Source organism: Loktanella sp. PT4BL (assembly GCF_003201935.1).
Classification (GTDB): domain Bacteria; phylum Pseudomonadota; class Alphaproteobacteria; order Rhodobacterales; family Rhodobacteraceae; genus Yoonia.
In genome coordinates, this window is record NZ_QJJL01000003.1 from 296,228 (window position 1) to 319,570 (window position 23,343).

Here is a 23,343-nt window from a genome sequence, read left to right on the forward strand (position 1 = left end):
CCTTTCGGGGGCTTTCTTCGCGAAGAAGGCCCCGTAGGGACTGATGAGCAGCCCGAAAGGAAAAAAAGATGCAGAAATTTACAAAACTCAGCGGCATTGCAGCACCCATGCCTTTGGTCAATATCGACACCGATATGATCATCCCCAAGCAGTTCCTGAAAACGATCAAGCGTTCTGGTCTTGGCGTGAACCTCTTTGATGAAATGCGCTATGACGACGACCGCAACGAAATCCCCGATTTCGTGCTGAATAAACCGCAGTATCGCGAAGCACAGATCCTTGTTGCGGGCGACAACTTCGGTTGCGGGTCTTCGCGTGAACATGCGCCTTGGGCAATTGCCGACTTTGGCATCACTTGCGTGATCGCGCCGTCCTATGCAGACATCTTCTACAACAACTGCTTCAAGAACGGCATTCTGCCCATCGTTCTGCCGCAAGAGCAGGTGGATGTATTGATGAAAGATGCCGAAAAGGGATCGAACGCGCGCATCGAGGTTGATCTGGAAGCGCAGACGGTGACAACTTCGGATGGCGAGACCTTCAGTTTTGAAGTCGACAGCTTCAAGAAGCATTGTCTGATGAATGGTCTCGATGACATCGGTTTGACGATGGAAAAGGCCGCATCAATCGACGCCTTCGAAGCCGAGGCAGCCACAACCCGTCCTTGGGTCTAGGTTTCAGATTCTACCGAATAGACAAGCCGTTCCTGCGGGGGCGGCTTTCTTATTTCGCGGTCTGAGTAGCGGCGCGGCCATCACTGCCGGCGCACCTGCGACAGAATTGCCACGACGTGGTGGCATTCCAGCATCACTTTGCAGTCAAAATGGAAGTTTGCCCCGCGTTTCACCTGTCCATCAGTTGAAGCGTGAAAGAGGATTTGTTCACATTCGGATAAAGAATATAGATAGGCAGAGGGGGCTTGCGGGCTGCAGGGCGAGATATTGCGCCTTTCCGTCAGCCCGAAAGAGGATGTAGTGCAGTGTTATCTCGTTTGCCCGCAGCATTGGTGAGAGCTATTCTGGTCGTGATATTGGTTGTCATGCCCTACGCGCTTGTGCCGAGCAGCGGCTCGGATAATACGCAGATCATTGTGCTGGTCGCGATCTTTGGCGCGCTTTTCACCATCGTCGAATATAGTTCAAGCAGCCCCAGTCTTGTTGAATTCCGCGACGCGCCGCCCTTCAACAGAGTTCGCTTCTCTGCGCTTTTTGCGACCGTTTTCTGCCTTGCCATGATCTTCAAAGGCGTCGAGTCGCCCAGTGCGATATCGACCTATTTTCAGAACAGCGGAAGCGTGATCGGCGCGACGATTGATTTCCCCTATTCGCCAGTGCGCCTGATGGTTGTCATGATGCCGGACGGCACGGATCCTGCCGTTATCCAGCACCTGCGGGATGCAGCAGGCTTGAGCTATCTGATTTCGGTGTTTTCCGTCATCTGGTTCATTGTCCTGCTGCGGCTTTATCGCTGGCCGCGCCGGACTGGCGCTTTCAATGTCTGGATCAACCTGCCGACTTTTGACCCCACTGCCGGCGGTGATGTTGTCAAAAGGCTCCAGCGGGATGGTCGCATTAACATTATATTAGGGTTCTTGCTGCCCTTCTTGGTGCCAGCGGTGCTCAAGTTGATCGCGGCGATGGGTACGGCGATCAATCTTGATAACCCGCAGACCTTGATTTGGACGGTTTCTGCATGGGCATTCCTGCCAGCCAGTATTCTGATGCGCGGTGTGGCTCTCAGCCGCGTCGCGCAGATGATCGAAGTGCAGCGCGGAAAATCCGTCGATCACTAGGTCTCTGGCCACGTCTTTTGGTTTGCCTTTGCATGGCCGGCACGGCCCAAGCCGAGACGCTCCGCGTGGCGACCTTCGCCGCGCCATTGAGCGGGGACGGACCGGGGCTTTTGCTGCGTGACATCCTCAGCGGTGACGCCGCACAAATCGTCGCTGTTCAAAAAATCATCGCCCGCAACAGCCCCGATATTCTGGTCTTGACGGATTTCGACTATGATCTGGATGGTCTCGCACTTGGGGCTTTTTCGGCTTCGTTTGCAGATCCCTATCCGCATATGTTTGCCTTGCCGCCAAATGCGGGCATGGCAACGGGTCTCGATCTGAACGCAAACGGTCGGCTGGGTGAGGCGCGGGATGCACAAGGTTATGGCCGGTTTGCCGGTGACGGCGGCATGGCGATCCTGTCGCGCTTTCCAATCCTGGCTGGGCAGGCGACTGATTATTCCGGGGTCCTTTGGAAAGATCTGCCTGATGTCACTTTGCCCCAATTGGAAGGCGTGCCGTTTCTTGGCGACGATGCACTGAACCAATTGCGCCTGTCATCAACGGGCCATTGGATTGTCCCGGTTGCATTACCGGATGGCCCCCCGATTTCGGTGATGGCATTTGATGCGACCCCGCCGGTTTTTGATGGGCCCGAAGACATGAACGGGCTACGCAACCGCGATGAACTGCGTTTGTGGGAAGTGGTATTGGAGGGTGGCTTTGGGCCTGTTCCGGACAGTTTTGTGATTGCGGGAAATGCCAATCTCGACCCCAAGGGGGGCGAAGGGTATCGACAGGCTATGGCAGACTTCCTGGCGCGCGTTTCACTGCAAGACCCGCTGCCGGATCAGCCAACAGCTGATTGGCCGGAAGACGGCCCGGGGGATTTGCGCGTCAGCTATGTTTTGCCTTCACAGGACTGGATGATTGTAGATGCGGGCGTCTTCTGGCCTGACCCCGATGATCCTGAGCGCGCCCTTCTTGGCGAGGATGGATTGGCTGCTGGTCCACACAGGTTTGTCTGGGTCGATATCAGCCGCTAACGGCTTGGTATCTTGAACCTGACGCCCCATCGCGATAGGGCATTTGCAACAATTTCAAGCAAGGACCAACACAATGGCAAACCCTTCTCTTTTGATCCTCGCCGGTGACGGCATTGGCCCCGAAGTTATGGACGAAGTGAAGCGGATCATCGGTTGGTTCGGTGACAAGCGCGATCTGACGTTTGACGTCTCCGAAGATCTTGTCGGCGGCGCCGCCTATGACGCGCATGGCGTACCGCTGCACGACGACACGATGGCCAAGGCGCAGGAAGTCGATGCAGTGCTGCTGGGGGCCGTCGGCGGGCCAAAGTATGACAACCTCGACTTCAGCGTGAAGCCGGAACGCGGGTTGCTGCGCCTGCGCAAGGAAATGGATCTTTTCGCGAACCTGCGTCCTGCCCAGTGCTTTGACGCGCTGGCTGACTTCTCGTCTCTGAAGAAAGACATCGTTTCCGGTCTGGATATCATGATCGTGCGCGAGCTGACCTCTGGCGTCTATTTTGGCGAACCGCGCGGCATCCATATCGAAGACAATATGCGCGTGGGTATCAACACCCAGCGCTATACCGAGGCAGAGATCGAACGCGCCGCGCGTGCGGCATTTGATCTGGCCATGAAGCGTAACAAGAAGGTCTGCTCGATGGAGAAGGCCAATGTGATGGAAAGCGGTATTCTGTGGCGGGATGTCGTCACCGAAGTTCACGCTGATTATCCTGAAGTCGAACTGAGCCACATGTACGCCGACAACGGCGCCATGCAGCTGGTGCGCGCGCCCAAACAGTTCGACGTGATCCTGACCGACAACCTTTTCGGTGATATCCTGTCGGATTGTGCCGCGATGCTGACCGGTTCATTGGGGATGCTGCCTTCAGCGTCGCTGGGGCTGCCGATGGCCAATGGACGCCCGAAGGCGATGTATGAACCGGTGCATGGTTCGGCCCCCGATATCACCGGCCAAGGCAAGGCGAACCCGATTGCCTGTATTCTCAGCTTTGCGATGGCGTTGCGCTATTCTTTCGACGAAGGCGCCGAAGCCGATCGTCTGGAAGCCGCGATCGAGAAAGTCCTCTCTGATGGCGCACGCACAGCGGACCTGATGGGCCCCGAAGGCGGCACCCCGCTCAGCACCACGCAGATGGGTGACGTGATCCTTGCGGCACTGGACGCGAGCCTCTGATGTCACCCAATGTCAAAGGCGCATTATTTGCTTTGCTTGCCTTTGGCATATTCTCCACGCACGATGTGGTGGTAAAGGTTCTGGGTGGGATTTATTCGCCCATCCAGATCGTCTTTTTCAGTGTTTTGCTAAGCTTCCCGCTCGCGATGGTGATGCTGATGCGGGATGCCTCGCCAGGAACCCTGGTGCCGGTGCATCCGTGGTGGCTGGCGCTGCGGACGGTGGCGACGGTGGTGACGGGTGTATCTGCCTTTTATGCCTTTTCGGTTCTGCCGCTGGCACAAACCTATGCCATTCTCTTTGCATCCCCTTTGTTGATCACCGTGCTTGCGATCCCTGTTCTGGGTGAAACCGTCAGGTTGCGCCGCTGGCTGGCCGTTCTGGTGGGCCTTGCGGGGGTTCTGGTTGTGCTGCGGCCCGGCGATACAGATTTGTCCTTGGGACATCTGGCGGCATTGGCGGCTGCGGTAGGCGGGTCTTTGGCGTCGATCGTTGTACGTAAAATCGGCGCGGACGAGCGGCCGGTTGTGATGCTGCTTTACCCGATGATGGTGACATTCATCGTCATGGCCTGCGCGTTGCCCTTCGTTTATGTCCCGATGCCGATTGAGCACCTTGGCCTCTTGGGGATCATCGCCGCCTTTGCATGGGTGGCAAGCCGTCTTGTCATTTCCGCCTATCAGGCAGGTGAGGCTGCCATCATCGCGCCGATGCAATACAGCCAGATCATCTGGGCCACTATTTTCGGCTATCTTTTCTTTGACGAAAGCATTGATCGTGCCACCGCCATAGGTGCGGGCATTATCATTGCCAGCGGTCTTTACATCGTCCTGCGTGAGAGCAGGAGCGGAAACTCCGAGAACACGCCGGTGCTGCGCACGCGGTCACGCTCCGAGACAGGGACAACGCCCCGCGTATCGCTCTTTATGCGCGCTGCGGGTAAGACGCCGCCACGCCCCGACGACCACAAAGACGACAGCGCTACCTAGCCGCCTCTGGCGGGGCAAAGCTGTTGGGATTGGCGCGCGCCCAGCGTTCGCGGTAGATCGGGTTATCGGTGCCATCATCAAGCAGGAAGCCTTCGCGCAGATAGGTATAGACATCTGCCGCCTCGGTCATTTGCCCGTCGCCTTTGCGGGTCATGAAATGGTAAGGCAGGAAGCCGCAAGGATCGTCCAGACCTGCCGCCGCCGCCATCTCGCCCAAGGCTTTCAGTGTATTTGCATGGAACCGCGCCACGCGCTTGCTCTTGTCATTCACGTTCAGGGCTCTTTGCCGGATCGGATCCTGTGTGGTCACACCCACGGGGCAGTGATTGGTATGGCAGGCCTGCGCCTGAATACAGCCAATCGCAAACATATAGCCGCGCGCCGAGTTGCACCAATCGGCACCCAATGACAGCGCCCGCGCGATGTCAAAAGCACTGACAACCTTGCCCGCTGCGCCGATTTTGATGCGGTCACGGATCCCCGCACCGCGCAGCGTATTATGGACAAAAGTGAGCCCCTCAACCATGGGCATGCCGACGTGGTTGGCAAATTCCAAAGGTGCGGCACCCGTGCCGCCTTCGGTGCCATCAACCACAATAAAATCAGGGGTGATGCCTGTTTCCAGCATGGCTTTGACGATGCACATGAATTCGCGCCGGTGCCCGATGCAGAGCTTGAAGCCGATGGGTTTGCCGTCGGACAGTTCACGCAACTGGCCCACAAATTTGACCAGCCCCATCGGGCCTTTGAAGGCGCTGTGACTTGCCGGTGAGACGCAGTCGACACCCATGGGGATATCGCGGGCCTCGGCAATCTCGGGCGTGATCTTGGCCGCTGGCAACATGCCCCCGTGTCCCGGCTTTGCACCTTGGCTGAGCTTGATCTCGATCATCTTGACCTGTTCGTCGGCGGCAATTTGGGCGAACTTCTCGGGGTTGAATGTGCCGTCATGATTGCGGCACCCGAAATAACCCGAGCCGACCTCAAAAATCAGATCCCCGCCTTCCCGATGATAGCGGCTGATGCCACCCTCGCCGGTATCATGGGCGAAACCGCCCATCTTGGCCCCTTTGTTCAAGGCTGAAATCGCATTGGCAGAGAGGGACCCAAAGCTCATGGCCGAGATGTTGTAGAGCGAGGCATTATAGGGCTGTTTGCAGTCCAGGCCGCCGATCTTGACGCGGAAATCGGTAGTTTCGAAGTGCGTGGGCTCAACCGAGTGCGTGAGCCATGAATAACCCGCCTCGTACACCTTCTCCTGTGTCCCGAACGGGCGTTTATCCTCCGCCCCTTTCGCCCGCTGATAGACCAACGAGCGTTGTTCGCGGCTGAAGGGTTGCTCGTCCTGATCGCTTTCAATCAGATACTGGCGAATTTCGGGGCGGATCTTTTCGAAGATAAAACGAAGATGTCCAAGGATGGGATAGTTGCGCAAAATGGCGTGGCGGTCTTGGCGGACGTCATGCACACCCAAAAGCGTGAAGGAGCCAAAGACAGCGGCCAGAACGAAAACCCATGTTGCCCAAAACCCGATGATAAAGCAGATCAGAGTCAAAACGGCGGCAACGACAAATGTGCTATAGCGCTGTAGTGAAATCAGTTTTTGCAAAGCAAACCCTCCGTATATGAGCGATACACTATGCGGCTGATTTGCTTAATAAAAGGGCAGTTTTGAGCTGTGAGCGCTCACTTTCCCGTTCCTGACCTAGAAATTTGGCGTCACACCGGGCAGATCAAGCGCTTTGATCAAATCGCGCAGTTCCTGACGGGCCGCGACGTTGGAGATATTCATCCCCTTCACGCCAAGATCGCGCAGGTCAAGCAGTGTCATGCCACGCGGAAAGAGCTCGCGGAAGATGACACGCTCATTGAACCCGGGCGCTGTGCGAAAACCGATCCGCTTGGCCAGCTTCTCGATCACGCGTTCCATCTTTTGTTTGTTCACCATGGCCTGCGCACCCATCCTGTTGCGCACGACAACCCAGTCGATCGGCTTCAATCCGGCCTGGCTGCGCAACTGGCGCGCGTTCCAGACCATTTCAGAATAGACCGAAGGCGAGGTGATTTCTTCGCCGTCGCTGTCGACATGCGCGAGAAGATCGAAGTCCACAAAGCTGTCATTCAGCGGTGTGATCAGCGTATCGGCCAAAGAGTGGGCGACTTGGCTCAGGCGTGTATGGGAACCCGGGCAATCAATCAGGATGAATTCGGCGTTCGCTTCCATCTTGGCCACGGCCATCGAGAGCCTGTGATCGAAGGCATTTTCGCCAGGCTCGAGGATGTTTTGGTCAATATCGGGCAGTTCATGGTACGTGGGCGAGGGCAGGTGCAATCCCTGCTGCTCCATATAGGTTTGGCGGTTCAGCACATAGCGCCCAAGTGTTTTCTGGCGCAGGTCAAGATCAAGGGTGCCAACACGATGTCCCATCCGCGCAAGAGCCGTCGCCACATGCATCGAAACAGTCGATTTGCCCGCGCCGCCCTTTTCGTTGCCGACCACGATAATATGCGCCACTGATCGATTCCCCGTCGTTTCTTGCCTCGGACCACTATATGATGTGGGTGGTGCAAGGGAAAGCACATGCAACACATCGGCCGGTATTTTCCCGTCCCCTTGACAGATGGCGTGCAAAGCCTCATGTGAAGCTCAACCGACGCAAGCTGCCGCGTGAGCAGAGCGAGACCTGATAGGTCTATTTGCAAGGCGTCGTTTAAACTTCAGGTTCCCACATCACGCAGGGGTCCCGCGCCACATCGGCGCCCGGACAATGCGGTCTTGGCTGTCAGCATATTGGCGCAACCTTGCACGGGTTCATGGCATTTTGCCGTGGGCCAAATGATATGCGCGGGCTGCTGGCCCGCAGAAAATAGGATATCCATTCATGGATTTTGACATGCTGGGCCTCGCGCCCCGTCTCGTGAACGTACTCAAAGAACAAGGGATCACTGATCCCACCCCCATTCAAACCCAAGCCATCCCGCACGCCATGAACGGCCGCGATGTGATGGGTCTGGCGCAGACCGGCAGCGGTAAAACCGCGGCCTTTGGTTTGCCGATGATCCACGCGCTTTTGAAGGCCGGCGTCAAACCGAACCCGAAAACAACGCGCGGTCTGATCCTTGCACCGACGCGCGAGTTGGCCAAACAGATTTCCGACAACCTGACAGCCTATACCAAAGGCAGCCACCTGAAAGTGGCGCTTGTGGTCGGAGGTGCGGGTATCGTTGCCCAGACCAAGCGTCTGGCCGGCGGTGTTGACCTGCTGGTCGCAACGCCCGGTCGTTTGATCGACTTGCTGGATCGCCGTGCCGTGCGTCTTGATGAAACCATCTATCTGGTGCTGGATGAGGCCGATCAGATGCTCGATATGGGCTTTATCCACGCGCTGCGCCGGATTGCACCACTGCTGGCAAAAGAACGTCAAACGATGATGTTCTCGGCCACGATGCCGAAACTGATGAGCGAGCTGGCAGGCACTTATCTGACTGATGCGGTGCGCGTGCAGGTGAACCCTCCCGGGCAGGCTGTGAAGAAGATCAACCAGTCAGTCCATTTTGTGGCGCAAGCCGCCAAGACCGATCTGCTGATCGAACTGCTGGACAAGCACCGTGACGAATTGGCGATTGTCTTCGGGCGCACCAAACATGGCTGTGAGAAGCTCTATAAAGTGCTTGAGAAAAAGGGCTTTGCGGCCGCCTCTATCCACGGCAACAAATCCCAGGGCCAACGCCAGCGCGCGCTTGATGCGTTCAAGGCTGGCAAAACCCGCGTTCTGGTCGCCACGGATGTTGCGGCACGTGGTCTGGATATTCCCGATGTGCGGTTTGTCTATAATTATGACCTGCCGAACGTGGCCGAAAACTACGTTCACCGGATCGGGCGGACAGCACGCGCCGGGGCTGACGGGAGTGCGGTTGCACTGGTCGCACCGGACGAGATGATTGAATTGCAGGACATCGAAAAAGCGATGAAGGACACGATCCCTGTCGCTTCAGGGCGTCCTTGGGAAGTCCAGCCCGGCCAGAAAAAGCGGCCCAATGGCGGCGGCGGTGGTGGCCGGCGCGGCGGCGGCGGCGGGCAGCGATCAGGCGCACCACGTGCTGCAGGCAAGCCTGCGGGTGGACAGGGCAAGCCTGCCGGTCGGCGTCGCGGTGGTGGCGGCGGACGGGCACGCAGTCAATCTGCGGCTTAGCCGTTCTTGTGTAAGGCCTCCATTTTGAAGGCAAATTTTATGTGAAGCTTGCGGGGCCGCCGTTGCGGCCTCGCGGTCAAGACACTTGCGAAGGGCATTCTGGCTTTCCTGCGCCTTCAGTGCCTGGCGGCGCGAAACGACAACAAGTGACTTTGCGACCGCCGTTGCATCATGCGCTCAAGAACGCCGCGGTCTTATGCATTCGGGACGATTTGGCCAATCAAACCGCTCAGCTGTGCGCCAAACGCGCATTGTCTTCCGCCATTTGGCGACTTTCGACGCAACACACATCAAGAGTTAATTAACACTTCGACCATATGTTCATGTACTGTGACGGTGCATGTTCATCCGTCATCTGTTGTTGGCGGGGTACTTGGTGGAACGATTTGTCAGACTGACAGCGCCAACTGGCAAGTTTGACTTTCTTGTCAAGCTTTTGGTTTTTGTCCTGATTTCCGGTCTGATGAACCATGTTCGCCACATCTTCGTCTACGGATTACCCGGGCAGAAAACCTATTGGGAAAATCTCAGTGATGCGACCTTCACGGCACTGCCGATGTGCACCTTTGCACTCTTGCTGATCGGGCATTTGAACGCGCTGCAAAAACGCCTTTACTTGCAAGCCACGCGCGATGCCTTGACGGAGCTGCCCAACCGCCGTTGGTTTATGGACAACACACCCGAACGGATTTCACCGACACAGGCGATGATGATCATCGACGTTGACCGTTTTAAAGACATCAACGACACCTTCGGGCATGACATCGGCGATCGTTGCCTGCGACAGATGGCGCTGCATCTCCGTACCAGTCTGGAACCGGGAGATATACTCGCACGTATCGGGGGTGAGGAATTTGCAGCGGTGCTGGGACAGGCGGATGATGCAAAGTTGCAGCGGATCGCCACGCGGATGAGTGAAGGGTTGGCCTTTGATCCCGGGCAGGGTTCAATCCAGCGTGTCACTGCGTCAGTGGGTATTGCACGATCAGATCGAACGATGGTTCGCCATGATGCCCTGCGTCTGGCCGACAAAGCCGTCTATCAGGCAAAATCTGCGGGCAAGGCCTGCTTCCGTGTTTGTGTGCCTGATCATAGCCTTGCGACGCCGCACGGGTTCCCAGTTGCCTCGCCGTCAACGTCGCTTTCATGACGTATGAAACGAAGAACGCCGCCCCTTTCCAGGGGCGGCGTTTAGTCTTGTAATGCGGGTAGAACCCTTGCCTGTCTTAGAAGCCCAGACCGGCGTATTTGTTCTTGAACTTGGACACACGGCCACCGGCGTCCATCAGACGTGTGGAACCACCGTTCCATGCAGGGTGCACAGACGGGTCGATATCCAGCGACATTGTATCGCCTTCCTTGCCCCATGTGGATTTCATCTGCACCACTGTTCCATCGGTCATTTTGACGTCGATGATGTGGTAGTCGGGATGCGTATCTTTTTTCATGGTCGTGATCCTTACGCTTCAGCGCCCTTGGGCGCCTTGTAGTTTGTGACTTCTGCAATACGTGCGGATTTGCCGCGACGCGAACGCAGATAGTACAGCTTGGCGCGACGCACGCGACCACGGCGAACCACGGTGATGCTGTCGATGTTGGTCGAGTGCAGCGGGAAAACACGCTCCACACCTTCGCCAAAGGAAATCTTGCGCACTGTGAAAGAACCGGCAATGCCTTTGCCATTCTTGCGGGCGATGCACACGCCTTCATAGTTCTGCACACGGCTGCGTGTGCCTTCGGTCACTTTGTAACCAACACGGATGGTGTCACCCGCTTTGAAGTCCGGGATGTCTTTCCCAAGTGCGGCGACTTGTTCCGCTTCGAGTTGTGCGATCAGGTCCATCTGAAACGCTCCTTTAAAATGCTTGCGGTACTCCGCAATGTTTCTTTGTGGCCCAGAGCTCTGTGTCGTTATCGGGTCCAGTTGCCTGCCCGCCAGAGATACGTCATCTTTTCTTTTGTTGTGGCTGTCCGGCCTGTCTGGTGAGGGCTACACCAACGAAGATGCTCTCATGCTCCAGATGGTTCCATAAACCAACGCCCGGAATCAGCACGCTGACCGGGAATGCTGCCGTATAAGCGGGGGTGGCTGATGGATCAAGGGGTTTTGGCGCATTGGCGATGCCAAACACCTCTTTGACTTTCCATGTCCCCTCAAACTTCGGGGTGAGGCGGAGCCGAGGGGCAGCGCCCCTATTTCTTCTGGTAGGCCGCCCAGAGATCAGGTCGCCGTTCACGGGTGATTTTCTCGGCCATCGCGCGCCGCCATTCCGCGATTTTGTCGTGGTTGCCAGACAGCAGAACATCCGGGATCGCATGACCCTGCCACTCGGCCGGCTTGGTGAACTGCGGATGTTCCAGCAGACCTGATGAAAAGCTTTCCTCGACAGCACTGTCTGCATTGCCCAGCACACCCGGCAAGAGCCGCACAGTTGCATCAATCATCGCCTGTGCGGCAATCTCACCGCCGGTCATGACAAAATCACCCAGGCTGACTTCCTGAATACCGAAATGCTGTAACACACGCTCGTCGACGCCTTCAAAGCGCCCGCAAAGCATCGTCACCCCGTCCATCCGCGCCCATTCGCGCGCCATGGCCTGATCAAACCGCCGACCGCGCGGCGAGAGATAGATCAAAGGCGCGATACCTTTGGTGCCAGCGCGCGCATCCATGATTGCCTTTTCCAGCACATCGGCGCGCAGCACCATGCCGGCACCACCCCCTGCGGGCGTATCATCAACGTTGCGATGTTTGCCAATGCCATAGGTCCGCAGATCAAAGGTCTGCAATTGCCACAGCCCGTCCTGCAAGGCCTTGCCGGTCAGGCTCTCGCCCAACACGCCGGGGAAGGCTTGTGGAAACAATGTGATAATCTGCGCGGTCCACGACCCAGCTATATCAGGCGTGTCGGTCATCAATTCGCGGGGTTGCAAGGTTGGCCGCACAGCGATGCGTCCGGCAGAGCGGGGGGCTTTGGTCATTGCGTACGCCTCATGTAATCAGCGATGAATTGCTTTTTGGCCGCATTGCGACGTGCGCCATCATCTTCGTTTCGGTTCAGTTCTAAAAGCTCGTCCAGAATATGCGGCGGCAAAGACGGGTTGCTGACTGTTGTTGGCCGAAGTCGCGCGCGCAGGGCGTCCGGAAACGCCAGTAGATCAAGGATTGGCGTCAGCGGTCCTTCTGCCGCGCCGGAGGTCTCTTCCAGAGCAGCGGTTGTCACAGGCACAGGGTCCAGGGTTGACGCGATCTCAGCTGCAATGTCGTCCAAACGCGGACCGGTGTGCGCTGCGACGAATGCGTCCAGGGAAAGGCGGGTGCGGGCATGTCGCAGATTATGCGCATAGCAGCTTTTCAGCCATGCCGCAGGCGCACGGGTCGACAGATAGATATGCGGCGCGCAATCGGGTGTCATCTGCGCGATTAGCGAGCTCAAAAGCGCCGTGGCATGCGGGTAGCCGATGCGCTTGCGTCGCCCCGGGATCGCGCCAGCGAGGTCTTCGGCACTGATCAGGATCGGGCGTGCATCATCTGCAGGCATGTCGCCAAAGCACAGCGCGGCTTCATTGCGGAAGTGATGCAGCCGTGTCGTATCGGGTCGTTGAGAATAGGCAAGCGCCGCTGTGCATAGTCCTCGAATATCCGATTTCAGGATGACGCAGACATGCGGGGCCAAGAGCTGGTGATGTGCCTTCAGTACATTTTGCACGGTTTTCGTGCCGGTCTTATGAAAACCGGCATGAATGATCACGCGGCGCGGGCTATGTGGCTGCATCGGGAAACAGCCCGTCCGGAGGGTCTGCCACGATCCGCCGCGCGCTAAGGTCAACAGTTGGCACAGCCGCTTGGGTAAAGGGCAAAAGCACGGTTTCTGACTGGCCCGGTACATTGATCTCAAGCAGATCGCCCGCGCCATGGTCCATGACGTTCTTGACGGTTCCCAAGGTGACGCCGCCTGTGTCAACGACAGTCAGCCCCATCAGGTCGGCGTAATAGTATTCGTCATCCGGCAGTGAAGGCATCACATCGCGTGGCGCGTAAAGGTCGACATTGCGCAGGGCATCGGCGTCTTCTTTCGTGACAACGCCATCAATGCGGGCCGTAAACCCGTTTTTGAGCTGCCCTGTCAGGACAACCTGCGCAAAACTGCGGCCGTCTTCTGTATAAAGCGGGGTGTAGTCGGCAATCGCTTGCGGATCGGCACAATAGGACTTCAGGCGCACTTCGCCGTGAACGCCAAATGCGCCGCCAATAGAACCCACAATCAAACGATCGCTCATCAGTTAAACTCCGGTCCAACGCAGATATTTTCGATCCATAGCCCGCCGCCACCTTCGCAGGTTTGCTGGCGTCCTTCACGTTCAAACAGCATGCCGGCCACAAAGGCAAACATCACCAGAATGATCGTGCGCAACAAGCGGAACATGAATGTCGTCCCAAAGGGGAGGGGGTGTTGCCCCGGCTAGAACCGGGGCAACGATGTGAGGTTTACTCTTCTGCTGCGGCTTCTTCTGCCACTTCTGCAGGTGCTTCCTCGGCTGGTGCGTTTGCTGCTTCTTCCGCAGCGGCGGCCTTGGCGGCTTTTTCTTCGGCGCGCGCCTGAGCGGCTTTGCCCGGTGTGCCCTTCTTGGGGTTATTGCGGTCTTTCTTGGGCAACTCGCCTGCGGCTTCCAGCATGCGCGATACACGGTCAGTCGGCTGTGCGCCTTCGCCCAACCAGTACTTGATGCGCTCGACGTTCATTTTCACGCGGTCTTCGCTGTCTTTGGGCAGCATCGGGTTATATGTGCCAAGCTTTTCGATGAAACGGCCATCGCGCGGCATGCGGCTGTCAGCAGCCACAATTGCGTAGAATGGACGTTTCTTTGAGCCGCCACGGGCCAAACGGATTTTCATAGCCATCAGATAGTCTCCTTAAAGATGATGCTTGTAAGGTGGATCAGGATCCACCTTACGATTGGTGTTGTTTGTGGTGTTGGATGACTTCCTGAATAATGAAATTCAGGAATTTCTTGGCAAACTCAGGATCAAGATCAGCCTGGTTTGCAAGCTCGGTGAGCCGCGCGATCTGTTGTTCTTCACGCGCGGGGTCGGATGGGGGCAGGTCGTGTTCGGCTTTGAGCCGCCCGACAGCCTGCGTATGCTTGAACCGCTCGCCCAAAGTATAGACGAGAATGGCATCAAGCCGGTCGATGCTTTCGCGATGCCCCTTGAGGATCTCGGCAGCACGGGTTGCGGTGTCAGTCATTGGAGCCTCCTTGGGGGGACTGCGGAAAGTGGCGGTAGACGAGGGTGCCTTCGTCCTCGGGTGCCGCAGCCTCTGGGTCCAGCTTGGCGCCCAGTTTCTCTGCCACGCGGATCGAGGCTGCATTGTGTTCGCCGATATAGCTGACGATCGTTTCCAGATCGGTAGTGGCAAAGGTATAGTTGAGCATGGCACGGCCTGCTTCTTCGGCTAACCCTTGTCCTGTAAATCCGTCAAACACGAACCAGCCACATTCCGGCTCGGGAAAGTGCGGCGGATGCACAAGGCCCACGCCACCGGCGAGCGTGCCATCCTTCTCGATTGCCAGCGTTCCGAAGCCGTACAGTGCCCACGTGGCGACATCATTTGTAAACCATGCCCATGCAGTTGTCCGGTCAAGCGGGCCGTCCATATGAACCGCCTGCTCGCTGCCCATGAAGGCGGCGTAGGTCTCAAAGTCGGCGCGCTGATAAGGGCGCAATGTGAGCCGTTCTGTTTGTAATGTCGGGATCATGCGATAGCCCCTGCTGCCTGAGCAATCACGCGTCGGTCGTTATGGTGCAGATGGCGGAAAACAATCACGTTTTCGCCGTCTATAGTGTCGCGGCGTTCCTCGACCGCGCCAAGCCGTGTTGCCAGCGCGATGGAACGTGTGTTCGCCGGAGCGATCATCGAAATCAGCGGTTCGAGCCCCAAAGTGCTGCCCGCCCATTCGCGTACTGCACATGCCGCCTCGAATGCGTATGAGCGCCCTTCGAACCCGTCGAACATATGCCAGGCCAGTTCGGGTTGTGGCCAATCAATGTGGTTGATGACGCCCACTCGCCCTGCGGCAATGCCAGTTGCGCGTTCGATGACCATGAAGAAGCCGTAGCCGTGCCAGTGCCAGTGGCCGATCCCCGAGATAAATGCCCGCCACGCGTCATCCGCTGTCCCGCGACCGCCCACAGCATCCATACGCACAGAATTCGTGACCATTGCGGAAAAGGCCGCAAGGTCCCGTTTCTGGGGGCCGCGCAGCGTTAGCCGCGCTGTGGTGAGTGTGGGGGCGGGGGTCATGGGTTATTTCTTTTTCCCGAAACCAGAAAGGCCGGGGGGCAGTTGCATGCCGCCGCCACCCAGACCTGGCAGACCACCGGGCGGCATTTTGCCTTGCAGCGCTTTGGCGGCTTCCGCCATGGCTTTGGGGTCGTTCATGTCGGGCATACCTTCGGGCATGCCGCCGCCTTTGCCGAACATGCCTTTCATGGCCTGTTTCAGCATCCCGCCCTTGCCCATCTTCTTCATCATATCGGCCATCTGGCGGTGTTGTTTAAGCAGTTTGTTCAACTCGGACACTTCAAGTCCGGCACCTTTTGCAATCCGCTTTTTGCGTGATGCAGCCAGCAGATCAGGGTTGGCGCGCTCTTTCTTGGTCATCGAATTGATCAGCGCGATCTGGCGTTTCAGGATTCCGTCATCCATGCCCGCGGCCGCCATCTGTTTCGACATCTTCTGCGCACCGGGCATCATGCCCATCATGCCTTCCATGCCGCCCATCTTCATCATCTGCTCAAGCTGCATCTTGAGGTCGTTCATGTTGAAACGGCCCTTCTGGAAGCGCTTCATCATGCGTTCGGCCTGTTCGGCCTCAATCGTTTCCTGCGCCTTTTCGACCAGCGCCACGATATCGCCCATGCCAAGGATGCGGCCCGCGATCCGTTCCGGCTCGAAGGTTTCGATCGCATCCATCTTTTCGCCAAGGCCGACAAAACGGATCGGCTTGCCGGTGATGGCGCGCATCGAGAGCGCCGCACCACCACGCCCGTCACCGTCCATACGGGTCAGGACAACACCGGTCACGCCGATCTTGTCGTCGAATTCCTGCGCGACGTTCACGGCGTCCTGACCGGTCAGGCCGTCAACCACCAGCAGCGTTTCGCGCGGGTTGGCCACATCGCGCACAGCGGCGGCTTGTGCGATCAATTCCTGATCAATGTGCAGACGCCCCGCGGTGTCGAGCATGTAAACGTCATAACCGCCAAGGCTGGCTTGCGTCTTGGCACGCTTGGCAATCGCGACCGGGTCTTCGCCTTTGACGATCGGCAGCGTATCGACACCGATCTGCGCGCCTAGGATCGCAAGCTGTTCCATCGCTGCCGGGCGATTGGTGTCAAGCGAGGCCATCAGCACGCGCTTGCCTTCACGTTCTTTCAAACGCTTTGCCAGTTTCGCTGTTGTGGTGGTCTTACCGGACCCCTGCAAACCCACCATCAGGATGGGCGCAGGCGGGTTGTCGATTTTCAGTGCACCGGGGTCTGCGTCGCCGGTCAGCACGTGTTTCAGCTCATCATGGACGATTTTAACAACCTGTTGGCCCGGCGTGATGGATTTGGTCACCGCCTGGCCTGTGGCCTTGTCCTGCACCGCTTTGATAAAATCACGTGCGACGGGCAGCGATACGTCCGCCTCGAGCAGGGCCACGCGCACTTCGCGCAGCGCTGTTTTGACGTCATCATCACTCAGCGCACCCTGTTTGGTGAGCTTGTCAAAGACGCCAGAGAGGCGTTCGGATAGGTTCTCAAACATCGGCCAAGGCCCTCGTTTCGTTGTCATTGCCCTACGTATATAAGAACGCAAAGCATAAAGCAGTAGCGCCCCCGTGGGCGCGACGCGCTGACGGAGGGCGATCCCCTAATTGCGGGGACCGGAAAGCTGACGCTATCCGGAAGTTGATGGCCGTTTACGCCTGTGACCGATGCGAGTCAACATCTTGGGCAAGCCATGCGTTGATTGCGGCCACACCACGTTCTGCGCCGCGCCCACTTGCGTAGATCGGGGTTACCGCATGCGTGCCTGCATCCATCCCGCCGTCGAGAACGAGCGCGATCCTGTAAGTGTTTGCATTTTCACTCCGGCTGCTCTGCAACTTGGCCTCTTGGAGATGCTCAAGCTTGTGCCGCACGCGCGTGCGGCCCAGAAAGGTCGAGTGGCGCAATTCCAGCAGGTTGCGGTCGCGGTCAAGGATCAGGTCATCGCGACGCACGAAGATGACCAAGAACAGCAACACGAACAAAGGGATCGCGAAGAGCCCCCAGAACGCAGCACTGACATCGCCGGTAAAGAGTGCGTTCAATCCAAACCCGACCACGCCAAGCAGCAGGGCACTGAGTACCGTGGCAAAAACCCATGGCACGAAACTCAGCACCAGTTTTTCTGGCGTATCGTGAACAATCTTCATGCCGCGGACGATATGTCCGCGCGGTTAGCGGATCAAGGCGATGAACTGATTGCGATAATGGACCGCGACCGCTCCGGTGCCGAGGATCAGCATCAGCATGTGCCAATAGGGCGGTCCAACCCAGATCAGCAGCGCGCTGAGCCCGACAATCATAGTACCCAGTAGCAATAGCCCTGCGATGCCTTCCCAGCCACGCCACCAAAGCAGCCCCGCGCCGACCACTTCGATGGAGCCGGTGATATAGCGGGGAAACTGGCCAAAGCCGATCGCTTCGTAAATTGCAACATCGGTGCTGAAGCTGCCCAGCTTGCGCAGGCCGAAGTAGAGAAAGGCCAGCGTCAAAGCTGCGCGCAGGAACATCATGGATCGGTTTGCAGTATTCATGCGATGCAACATAGCGCTCCGGATATGATGTCCAGCCTCGGCGGATTTTCGTTCCTGTACCAGAGCAAGGGCTTGCGTCCGCGAACGATTTGGTCAAATTTGATGGCTATATGTTTGTCAGCGCACAGGATGGAAAATGGACAACTGGGACGAAATCAGGACCGCTTTTCAGGTTGCGCGCCAAGGCACCGTCAGCGGCGCGGCCGAGCAGCTTGGCGTTCACCATGCGACTGTAATCCGTCATATTGATGCGCTGGAACAACGGCTTGGGGTCAAGCTTTTCCAGCGACATGCACGCGGTTATACCGCGACAGAAGCCGGACAAGACCTTTTACAGGTGGCACAAGCCACAGATGACCAGTTCACGCAGCTTGCAGGGCGGATCAAAGGGCAGGGTGAAGGTGTATCGGGTGATCTGGTTGTAACGTCACTCGGGCTGGCGTCGCGTATCCTGACGCCCATTCTGGTCGGATTCCAGGCAGAGCACCCCGAAGTCCGCGTGCGCTACCGCACTGGTGAACGCGTGTTCCGGCTTGAATATGGTGAGGCGCATGTTGCCATCCGCGCCGGCAAGATGCCCGATGAGCCGGACAATGTGGTGCAGCCTTTCATGCATCAGCAAATGGCGCTGGTCGCGTCCGAGGCATACATCGCGCGGCACGGGATGCCCAAGGATGAGGCCGATCTGAAGAACCACTTTTTTGTCACTCAGGATGATGACACCAGCCGCGCGCCGTTTACCCGTTGGTTGCGCGAGGTGGTCACCGAGGACCGCTTGACGTTTCGGGCAACCGATGACCGGAATTTGCAGGATGCTGTGATTGCGGGTGGCGGCATCGGTTTTGTGATGTCGCAGGCCCTGAGCACCCACCCCGAATTGGTCGAAGTCGTCGAGCGGCGGGACATCTGGTCTGTGCCGCTATGGATTGTGACGCATGTTGATTTGCACCGGACAACCAAGGTGCAATCCTTCCTGCGCTATCTGAAAGACCGTATCAAGACGCTGGAAGCGTAATGTTGCCCGCCCGAGCCGGGCATCTGGCGATGCTTGCATTCTCGATGCTGGTTGCAGGGTCATTTGCCTTGGGCGCTTTGGCAGCCAACGAAATCACGCCCACTGCGCTGAACGCGGTGCGGTTCTGGATTGCGACTTGTGTTGTGGGCGCGGCACTGCTGCTGACGACAGGCGTGCCCCGCGCGGCTGCGCGAGCGCCTTGGCGCTATCTTCTTCTCGCCGTCTTCCTGTGCACCTATTTCGTGTTGATGTTCGAGGGGTTGAAAACTGCACCTCCCGTCAGCGCTGCGGCGGTTTTTACACTAACACCCATCATGGCGGCCGGCTTTGGCTGGTTCTTGCTGGGCCAGAAACTGACCCCACGCATTGCTTTGGCCCTATTGATCGGGGCCGTTGGGGCCGTTTGGGTGATTTTCCGCGCCGATGTCGCGGCAATCCTGCGTTTTGAGATAGGGCGGGGTGAGGCGATCTATTTTGCGGGCTGCGCGGCACATGCGATTTACACGCCACTGGTGCGCAAACTGAACCGCGGAGAAAGTGCGGCTGTGTTTTCCTTTGGTGTCATGCTGGCAGGATCAATACTGCTGATAATGTGGGGGTGGGCGGACTTGATGGCCACTGACTGGGCTGCGCTACCGGCAATTGTTTGGCTGACAATCCTCTATACGGCGGTTTTTGCCAGTGCCTCGACTTTCGTTTTGCTGCAATTCGCAGCCATGCGGCTGCCAAGCTCCAAGGTGATGGCCTATACCTATCTTGTCCCGTCATGGGTGATTGTCTGGGCGCTGGCTTTGGGGGGTGCGCCACCGCCGGTCTGGGTGCTGGCGGGCGTCGCGTTGACGGTCGCAGCTTTGGTTATGTTGCTGCGCGAAGAGTAGTGCCTCGTGTCAGTTAAGGGCGGGTTTCACGCGGACGGGACTGGCCCCCAGCGACATGGGGGGCCAGTATATGAATACCTAGGATTTGCCTACTTTTGCAAAGCTTTCCGCAGGACGTCCGCCATTGTCACGGTCGGACGGCCCAGCATCTTGGACAAGGTCTTGCTGTCGTCTTGCAGGGCGCCATGCGCAGCCTGCGCATCGGTGATCGCAAGGAAGCTTGCAAATTCTGGCGGCAACCCCGCGCTCTGCAACGCCTCTTGATAGGCTTGCGCGGGCATATCCACATAAGTGACTGTTTTGCCAGCAACTTCAGAAAGGATTGCACAGTAGTCTGCCATCGACAGCGCTTCGTCACCGCCAAGTTCAAGCGTTTCACCATCATATCCGCCCAAGAGAGCAATCGCTGCGGCCTCGGCCAGATCGCCCCGAGATGAAAAGGAAAACTTGCCGTCACCAGCTGCGCCAAAGTGCTGACCCATGTTCAGGTCCTGCTCAAGGCTCATGAGCATGTTTTCACTATACCATGCATTACGAAGGAAAGTGTATGCGATGCCGCTATCCGCGATCAGCGCCTCGGTTGCTTTGTGATCTGCTGCCAGCGCAAGCGGGCTTTCAGCTGCATCAAGCAAAGAGGTGTATGCGATGTAACCGATGCCAGCCGCCTTGGCCGCTGCAACGATGGCTTTGTGTTGGGGCATACGGTTCGCGATGTCAGAGCCGGAAACAAAGAGCATCCGGTCAATGCCTTCAAATGCGGCTTCAAGGCCGGCTTGATCGTTGTAGTCGCCCTTGCGGGTTGCGATGCCGCGATCGGCAAAATCCGCCGCCTGCGCATCGGTGCGTACCAATGCCACGATGTTTGCGGCGTCTGTCCTTTGCGCAAGGCGGCTGATTGTTTGTTGACCCAATTGGCCCGAAGCGCCGGTAATGAGGAATGTCGACATTGTATTTCCTTGTGGTTTCGTTTCGTATATAATTCTCATTTAGAGACCGCATTTCGCCTCGTAAAGGAGGCATGAATTTGTCTCCAGGTTACAAAAAGGGAACCGCCATGAATCAGGTGACAGGCAACCGGCCATTACAGCTCAAAGAGGCGGGCTTCACGCTTGAGAATTGCCCTGTGCGCAGCATTCTCGATCATGTTGCGGCCAAATGGACCAGCCTGATCGTGCTTGAGCTTGCGGTTGGACCGCAACGATTTAACGCACTTGGACGCGCGCTACCTGATATTTCCAAACGGATGCTGACGCAGTCCCTGCGCGATCTGGAAAGGGACGGTTTGGTTATTCGGCAGGTTTTCGACACCAAACCACCGAGTGTTGAATACCGCCTCTCTGATCTGGGGCGGTCCTTTCTGGTGCCACTGTCCCAGATGGTGGATTGGGCGATCTCGCAAGAAAACCAGATTGCGGCGTCGCGAGCGCGCTTCGATCAGGCATGACACGCCGCCAGCGCGCTTTCTGAACAACTGCATACATGGCGCGGTGGGTCTGGATTTACCTTAAACGCCGAGTTGTTGCGCAAGAAACGTTTCAAATGCGTCCAGATCTATTGCGTCCATTTGCCCGAAGGCCTGCATCCAGACCGAGGCTTCGCGCAAGGCGTCCGGTTCCAGCTTGCACCATTTCACACGCCCGCGCTTTTCTTGCGAGATCAGCCCTGCTGCGGTCAAGACGCCCAGGTGCTTGGAGATCGCTGCCAATGACATCTGGAACGGTTCCGCAACGTCGGTGACGGCCATGTCATCCTCAAGCAGCATCGCGAGGATCGCACGCCGTGTCGGGTCGGCCAATGCCGCGAAGGTTTGGTCAAGTTGGGTGGTCATAGCGTCGATTAAGCGGCACGCAATCGAAACGTCAACCATTTGGTTGAATATCGGGTTTTGGTTGGGTTGTGTCGAGGGTTGGAGATTGCAGCGCCCGGAGATTCTATAACTATCTGTTTTTAAACAATTAATACGGGAGGTGGGCTCTATTGACTCTAATTCCCCTGCGCCCTAAACCATGCCCAACCTTCCAAAGGGTTATACCAATGTCCGAAAGCGAAGACGCAGCACGCCTCAAGGCGCTTGAAGCGAAGATCGCTGCAATGAAAGCGCCGGCTGAGGTTAAGGACCATTCGGAAGAACACTACTCTCAGGTGCAACTTGCCTGGCGAATGGTGATCGAGCTTGTTTCCGGTCTTGGGATCGGATTTGGCATCGGATACGGGCTGGATACCCTGTTGGGGACGATGCCTATTTTCTTGGTGCTGTTTATATTTTTTGGCCTCGCGGCTGGTGTGATGACCATGGTGCGATCAGCCAAAGAGGTTCAACGAAAGCAGCTTGCGGCTGCGACAGAAGAGGGTGAAGCACGTGGCGACTGAAGAGTACTCCGAAGGTGGTTCCGTATTCCAATTCCACCCGCTGGACCAATTTATCGTCAAGCCGTTGTTTGGTGATGGTCCCGTAAGCTGGTATACACCGACAAACGTAACGCTCTGGATGGCAATCGCGCTGTTGGCAATTGTAGCGGTCTTTGTGCTGGGTAGCCGTGGCCGCGCGATCATTCCAACGCGCCTGCAATCCGTTGGCGAGCTTCTCTACGGTTTCATCTACAAGATGGTTGAGGACGTCACCGGCAAGGACGGGGTGAAATACTTCCCCTACATCATGTCGCTGTTCCTGTTCATTCTGTTCTCAAACTATCTTGCCCTGATCCCGATGTCCTATTCGCCGACCTCGATGATCGCGGTTACCGTGATTTTGGGTTTTGGCGTATTTATCGCGATCACAATCCTTGGCTTCGTCAAGAACGGCCCTGCGTTTCTTGGCCTCTTCTGGATGTCGGATGCGCCTGCATTCTTGCGCCCGATCATCGCGATCATCGAGATCATTTCCTACTTCGTACGCCCAGTGAGCCTGTCCATTCGTTTGGCTGGCAACATTGCCGCCGGTCACGTCGTTCTGAAAGTGTTCGCGACCTTCGCTGCAGCGGCGCTGATCAGCCCCGCTGCAATCCTGGGCATCATCGCGATCTACGGTCTGGAGATCCTTGTTTGCGGCATCCAGGCTTATGTTTTCACCATCTTGACGTGCGTATATCTCAAAGACGCGCTTCATCCCGCACACTAACAACGGCGGGGTTTCCCGCCACTCTACTCAACTTCCAATCGTAAGGAGAATTCACATGGAAGGCGATCTCGCACACATCGGCGCAGGCATTGCGGCAATCGGTTCAGGTTTGGCTGCACTGGGTGTTGGCAACGTAGCAGGTAACTACCTGGCAGGCGCACTGCGCAACCCATCTGCTGCTGCTGGTCAGACAGCAACACTGTTCATCGGTCTGGCATTTGCCGAAGCTCTGGGGATCTTCGCGTTCCTCGTGTCGCTTCTGCTTATGTTCGCAGTCTAAGAGCACACCCATATCCTTACGGC

31 protein-coding genes are annotated in these 23,343 nt (G+C 57.3%); 13 read left to right on the forward strand and 18 right to left on the reverse strand.

Translation table 11 applies throughout. From position 1 onward, the window contains the following. The first annotated feature begins 68 nt into the window (after nucleotides 1-68). The 5 genes from leuD (at nucleotide 69) to C7964_RS11210 (ending at nucleotide 4,986) form a co-directional block, all read left to right on the forward strand. Nucleotides 69-674 (forward strand): 3-isopropylmalate dehydratase small subunit, encoded by a 606-nt coding sequence (gene leuD, locus C7964_RS11190; protein WP_110279754.1) that lies wholly within the window; start codon nucleotides 69-71, stop codon nucleotides 672-674. A gap of 305 nt (nucleotides 675-979) precedes the next feature. Then, nucleotides 980-1,792, forward strand: coding sequence for a hypothetical protein (locus C7964_RS11195; protein WP_286163906.1), 813 nt, complete (start codon nucleotides 980-982; stop codon nucleotides 1,790-1,792). A 32-nt stretch (nucleotides 1,793-1,824) separates the two neighbouring features. Continuing rightward, nucleotides 1,825-2,820, forward strand: a complete 996-nt coding sequence (locus tag C7964_RS11200) for an endonuclease/exonuclease/phosphatase family protein (protein WP_181417160.1) — start codon at nucleotides 1,825-1,827, stop codon at nucleotides 2,818-2,820. Nucleotides 2,821-2,893: 73 nt separating this feature from the next. After that, complete coding sequence (gene leuB / locus C7964_RS11205) at nucleotides 2,894-3,997, forward strand: 3-isopropylmalate dehydrogenase (protein ID WP_110279755.1); 1,104 nt, start codon at nucleotides 2,894-2,896, stop codon at nucleotides 3,995-3,997. Next, entirely contained in the window at nucleotides 3,997-4,986 is a 990-nt protein-coding gene (locus tag C7964_RS11210) for a DMT family transporter (RefSeq protein WP_110279756.1), read from the forward strand. Before leuB ends, C7964_RS11210 begins: the two co-directional genes overlap by 1 nt. Here the strand turns inward: C7964_RS11210 and C7964_RS11215 are convergent. Both C7964_RS11215 and C7964_RS11220 read right to left on the reverse strand, forming a co-directional pair. Continuing rightward, entirely contained in the window at nucleotides 4,979-6,595 is a 1,617-nt protein-coding gene (locus C7964_RS11215) for an FMN-binding glutamate synthase family protein (RefSeq protein WP_110279757.1), read from the reverse strand. The two genes, C7964_RS11210 and C7964_RS11215, sit on opposite strands and share 8 nt — an antisense overlap. A gap of 96 nt (nucleotides 6,596-6,691) precedes the next feature. After that, nucleotides 6,692-7,501, reverse strand: coding sequence for a division plane positioning ATPase MipZ (locus C7964_RS11220; RefSeq protein ID WP_076659373.1), 810 nt, complete (start codon nucleotides 7,499-7,501; stop codon nucleotides 6,692-6,694). A 367-nt stretch (nucleotides 7,502-7,868) separates the two neighbouring features. Here C7964_RS11220 and C7964_RS11225 point away from each other — a divergent pair, with 367 nt between their 5' ends. Together C7964_RS11225 and C7964_RS11230 are read left to right on the forward strand one after the other, a co-directional pair. Continuing rightward, on the forward strand, nucleotides 7,869-9,179 hold the full coding sequence (locus C7964_RS11225; protein ID WP_110279758.1) for a DEAD/DEAH box helicase: 1,311 nt from the start codon (nucleotides 7,869-7,871) through the stop codon (nucleotides 9,177-9,179). 376 nt (nucleotides 9,180-9,555) lie between these two features. Further along, nucleotides 9,556-10,329, forward strand: a complete 774-nt coding sequence (locus C7964_RS11230; protein WP_181417161.1) for a GGDEF domain-containing protein — start codon at nucleotides 9,556-9,558, stop codon at nucleotides 10,327-10,329. A gap of 76 nt (nucleotides 10,330-10,405) precedes the next feature. Here the strand turns inward: C7964_RS11230 and rpmE are convergent, their stop codons facing one another. From rpmE to C7964_RS11290, 14 genes are all read right to left on the reverse strand, one after another. Beyond that, nucleotides 10,406-10,627, reverse strand: coding sequence for a 50S ribosomal protein L31 (rpmE, locus tag C7964_RS11235; protein WP_055293927.1), 222 nt, complete (start codon nucleotides 10,625-10,627; stop codon nucleotides 10,406-10,408). A gap of 11 nt (nucleotides 10,628-10,638) precedes the next feature. After that, nucleotides 10,639-11,022, reverse strand: a complete 384-nt coding sequence (rplS, locus tag C7964_RS11240) for a 50S ribosomal protein L19 (RefSeq protein WP_055293929.1) — start codon at nucleotides 11,020-11,022, stop codon at nucleotides 10,639-10,641. A gap of 103 nt (nucleotides 11,023-11,125) precedes the next feature. Continuing rightward, nucleotides 11,126-11,311, reverse strand: a complete 186-nt coding sequence (locus C7964_RS19745; protein ID WP_146214852.1) for a hypothetical protein — start codon at nucleotides 11,309-11,311, stop codon at nucleotides 11,126-11,128. Between the two features lie 61 nt (nucleotides 11,312-11,372). Beyond that, nucleotides 11,373-12,161: a tRNA (guanosine(37)-N1)-methyltransferase TrmD gene (gene trmD / locus C7964_RS11245; protein ID WP_110279760.1), complete on the reverse strand. Its 789-nt coding sequence runs from the start codon at nucleotides 12,159-12,161 to the stop codon at nucleotides 11,373-11,375. After that, nucleotides 12,158-12,955, reverse strand: a complete 798-nt coding sequence (locus tag C7964_RS11250; protein ID WP_110279761.1) for a hypothetical protein — start codon at nucleotides 12,953-12,955, stop codon at nucleotides 12,158-12,160. Before C7964_RS11250 ends, trmD begins: the two co-directional genes overlap by 4 nt. After that, nucleotides 12,942-13,460: a ribosome maturation factor RimM gene (rimM, locus tag C7964_RS11255; protein WP_110279762.1), complete on the reverse strand. Its 519-nt coding sequence runs from the start codon at nucleotides 13,458-13,460 to the stop codon at nucleotides 12,942-12,944. The genes C7964_RS11250 and rimM overlap by 14 nt, the downstream gene beginning before the upstream one ends. After that, nucleotides 13,460-13,606 (reverse strand): hypothetical protein, encoded by a 147-nt coding sequence (locus tag C7964_RS19975; RefSeq protein ID WP_181417162.1) that lies wholly within the window; start codon nucleotides 13,604-13,606, stop codon nucleotides 13,460-13,462. Before C7964_RS19975 ends, rimM begins: the two co-directional genes overlap by 1 nt. Nucleotides 13,607-13,668: 62 nt before the next feature. Beyond that, nucleotides 13,669-14,082 carry a 30S ribosomal protein S16 gene (gene rpsP / locus C7964_RS11260; protein WP_110279763.1) on the reverse strand — a complete coding sequence of 138 codons (414 nt, stop codon included), beginning with the start codon at nucleotides 14,080-14,082 and terminating at the stop codon, nucleotides 13,669-13,671. 49 nt (nucleotides 14,083-14,131) lie between these two features. Continuing rightward, entirely contained in the window at nucleotides 14,132-14,428 is a 297-nt protein-coding gene (locus C7964_RS11265; RefSeq protein WP_055686444.1) for a chorismate mutase, read from the reverse strand. Next, the gene (locus tag C7964_RS11270) at nucleotides 14,421-14,939 is read right to left on the reverse strand and encodes a GNAT family N-acetyltransferase (RefSeq protein WP_110279764.1); all 519 of its coding nucleotides are present in this window, start codon (nucleotides 14,937-14,939) and stop codon (nucleotides 14,421-14,423) included. Before C7964_RS11270 ends, C7964_RS11265 begins: the two co-directional genes overlap by 8 nt. Then, nucleotides 14,936-15,484: a GNAT family N-acetyltransferase gene (locus C7964_RS11275; RefSeq protein ID WP_110279765.1), complete on the reverse strand. Its 549-nt coding sequence runs from the start codon at nucleotides 15,482-15,484 to the stop codon at nucleotides 14,936-14,938. The genes C7964_RS11270 and C7964_RS11275 overlap by 4 nt, the downstream gene beginning before the upstream one ends. A gap of 3 nt (nucleotides 15,485-15,487) precedes the next feature. Further along, on the reverse strand, nucleotides 15,488-16,993 hold the full coding sequence (ffh, locus tag C7964_RS11280; RefSeq protein ID WP_110279766.1) for a signal recognition particle protein: 1,506 nt from the start codon (nucleotides 16,991-16,993) through the stop codon (nucleotides 15,488-15,490). Nucleotides 16,994-17,147: 154 nt separating this feature from the next. Further along, complete coding sequence (locus tag C7964_RS11285; RefSeq protein WP_110279767.1) at nucleotides 17,148-17,645, reverse strand: hypothetical protein; 498 nt, start codon at nucleotides 17,643-17,645, stop codon at nucleotides 17,148-17,150. A gap of 24 nt (nucleotides 17,646-17,669) precedes the next feature. After that, entirely contained in the window at nucleotides 17,670-18,029 is a 360-nt protein-coding gene (locus C7964_RS11290; protein ID WP_286163910.1) for a hypothetical protein, read from the reverse strand. A gap of 136 nt (nucleotides 18,030-18,165) precedes the next feature. Between C7964_RS11290 and C7964_RS11295 the strand changes: the two genes are divergently transcribed. Together C7964_RS11295 and C7964_RS11300 are read left to right on the forward strand one after the other, a co-directional pair. Next, nucleotides 18,166-19,044, forward strand: a complete 879-nt coding sequence (locus tag C7964_RS11295; RefSeq protein WP_110279769.1) for a LysR family transcriptional regulator — start codon at nucleotides 18,166-18,168, stop codon at nucleotides 19,042-19,044. Beyond that, on the forward strand, nucleotides 19,044-19,922 hold the full coding sequence (locus C7964_RS11300) for a DMT family transporter (protein ID WP_110279770.1): 879 nt from the start codon (nucleotides 19,044-19,046) through the stop codon (nucleotides 19,920-19,922). Before C7964_RS11295 ends, C7964_RS11300 begins: the two co-directional genes overlap by 1 nt. Before the next feature lie 89 nt (nucleotides 19,923-20,011). On the opposite strand, the gene C7964_RS11305 is transcribed toward C7964_RS11300, so the two are convergent. Next, nucleotides 20,012-20,869 carry an SDR family oxidoreductase gene (locus tag C7964_RS11305; protein ID WP_110279771.1) on the reverse strand — a complete coding sequence of 286 codons (858 nt, stop codon included), beginning with the start codon at nucleotides 20,867-20,869 and terminating at the stop codon, nucleotides 20,012-20,014. Between the two features lie 107 nt (nucleotides 20,870-20,976). Here C7964_RS11305 and C7964_RS11310 point away from each other — a divergent pair, with 107 nt between their 5' ends. Beyond that, a complete protein-coding gene (locus C7964_RS11310; protein ID WP_181417163.1) occupies nucleotides 20,977-21,366 on the forward strand; it encodes a winged helix-turn-helix transcriptional regulator in 390 nt (129 codons plus the stop codon). 60 nt (nucleotides 21,367-21,426) lie between these two features. Here the strand turns inward: C7964_RS11310 and C7964_RS11315 are convergent, their stop codons facing one another. Next, nucleotides 21,427-21,750: an ArsR/SmtB family transcription factor gene (locus tag C7964_RS11315; RefSeq protein ID WP_110280239.1), complete on the reverse strand. Its 324-nt coding sequence runs from the start codon at nucleotides 21,748-21,750 to the stop codon at nucleotides 21,427-21,429. A 206-nt stretch (nucleotides 21,751-21,956) separates the two neighbouring features. Between C7964_RS11315 and C7964_RS11320 the strand changes: the two genes are divergently transcribed. Genes C7964_RS11320 through C7964_RS11330 form a run of 3 tightly spaced genes read left to right on the forward strand, consistent with a single transcriptional unit; the run spans nucleotide 21,957 to nucleotide 23,320 of the window. Then, the gene (locus C7964_RS11320; protein ID WP_110279773.1) at nucleotides 21,957-22,292 is read left to right on the forward strand and encodes an AtpZ/AtpI family protein; all 336 of its coding nucleotides are present in this window, start codon (nucleotides 21,957-21,959) and stop codon (nucleotides 22,290-22,292) included. Next, a complete protein-coding gene (locus C7964_RS11325) occupies nucleotides 22,282-23,040 on the forward strand; it encodes a F0F1 ATP synthase subunit A (RefSeq protein WP_110279774.1) in 759 nt (252 codons plus the stop codon). Before C7964_RS11320 ends, C7964_RS11325 begins: the two co-directional genes overlap by 11 nt. Nucleotides 23,041-23,095: 55 nt before the next feature. Then, the gene (locus C7964_RS11330; protein ID WP_055293956.1) at nucleotides 23,096-23,320 is read left to right on the forward strand and encodes a F0F1 ATP synthase subunit C; all 225 of its coding nucleotides are present in this window, start codon (nucleotides 23,096-23,098) and stop codon (nucleotides 23,318-23,320) included. Nucleotides 23,321-23,343: the final 23 nt, after the last annotated feature.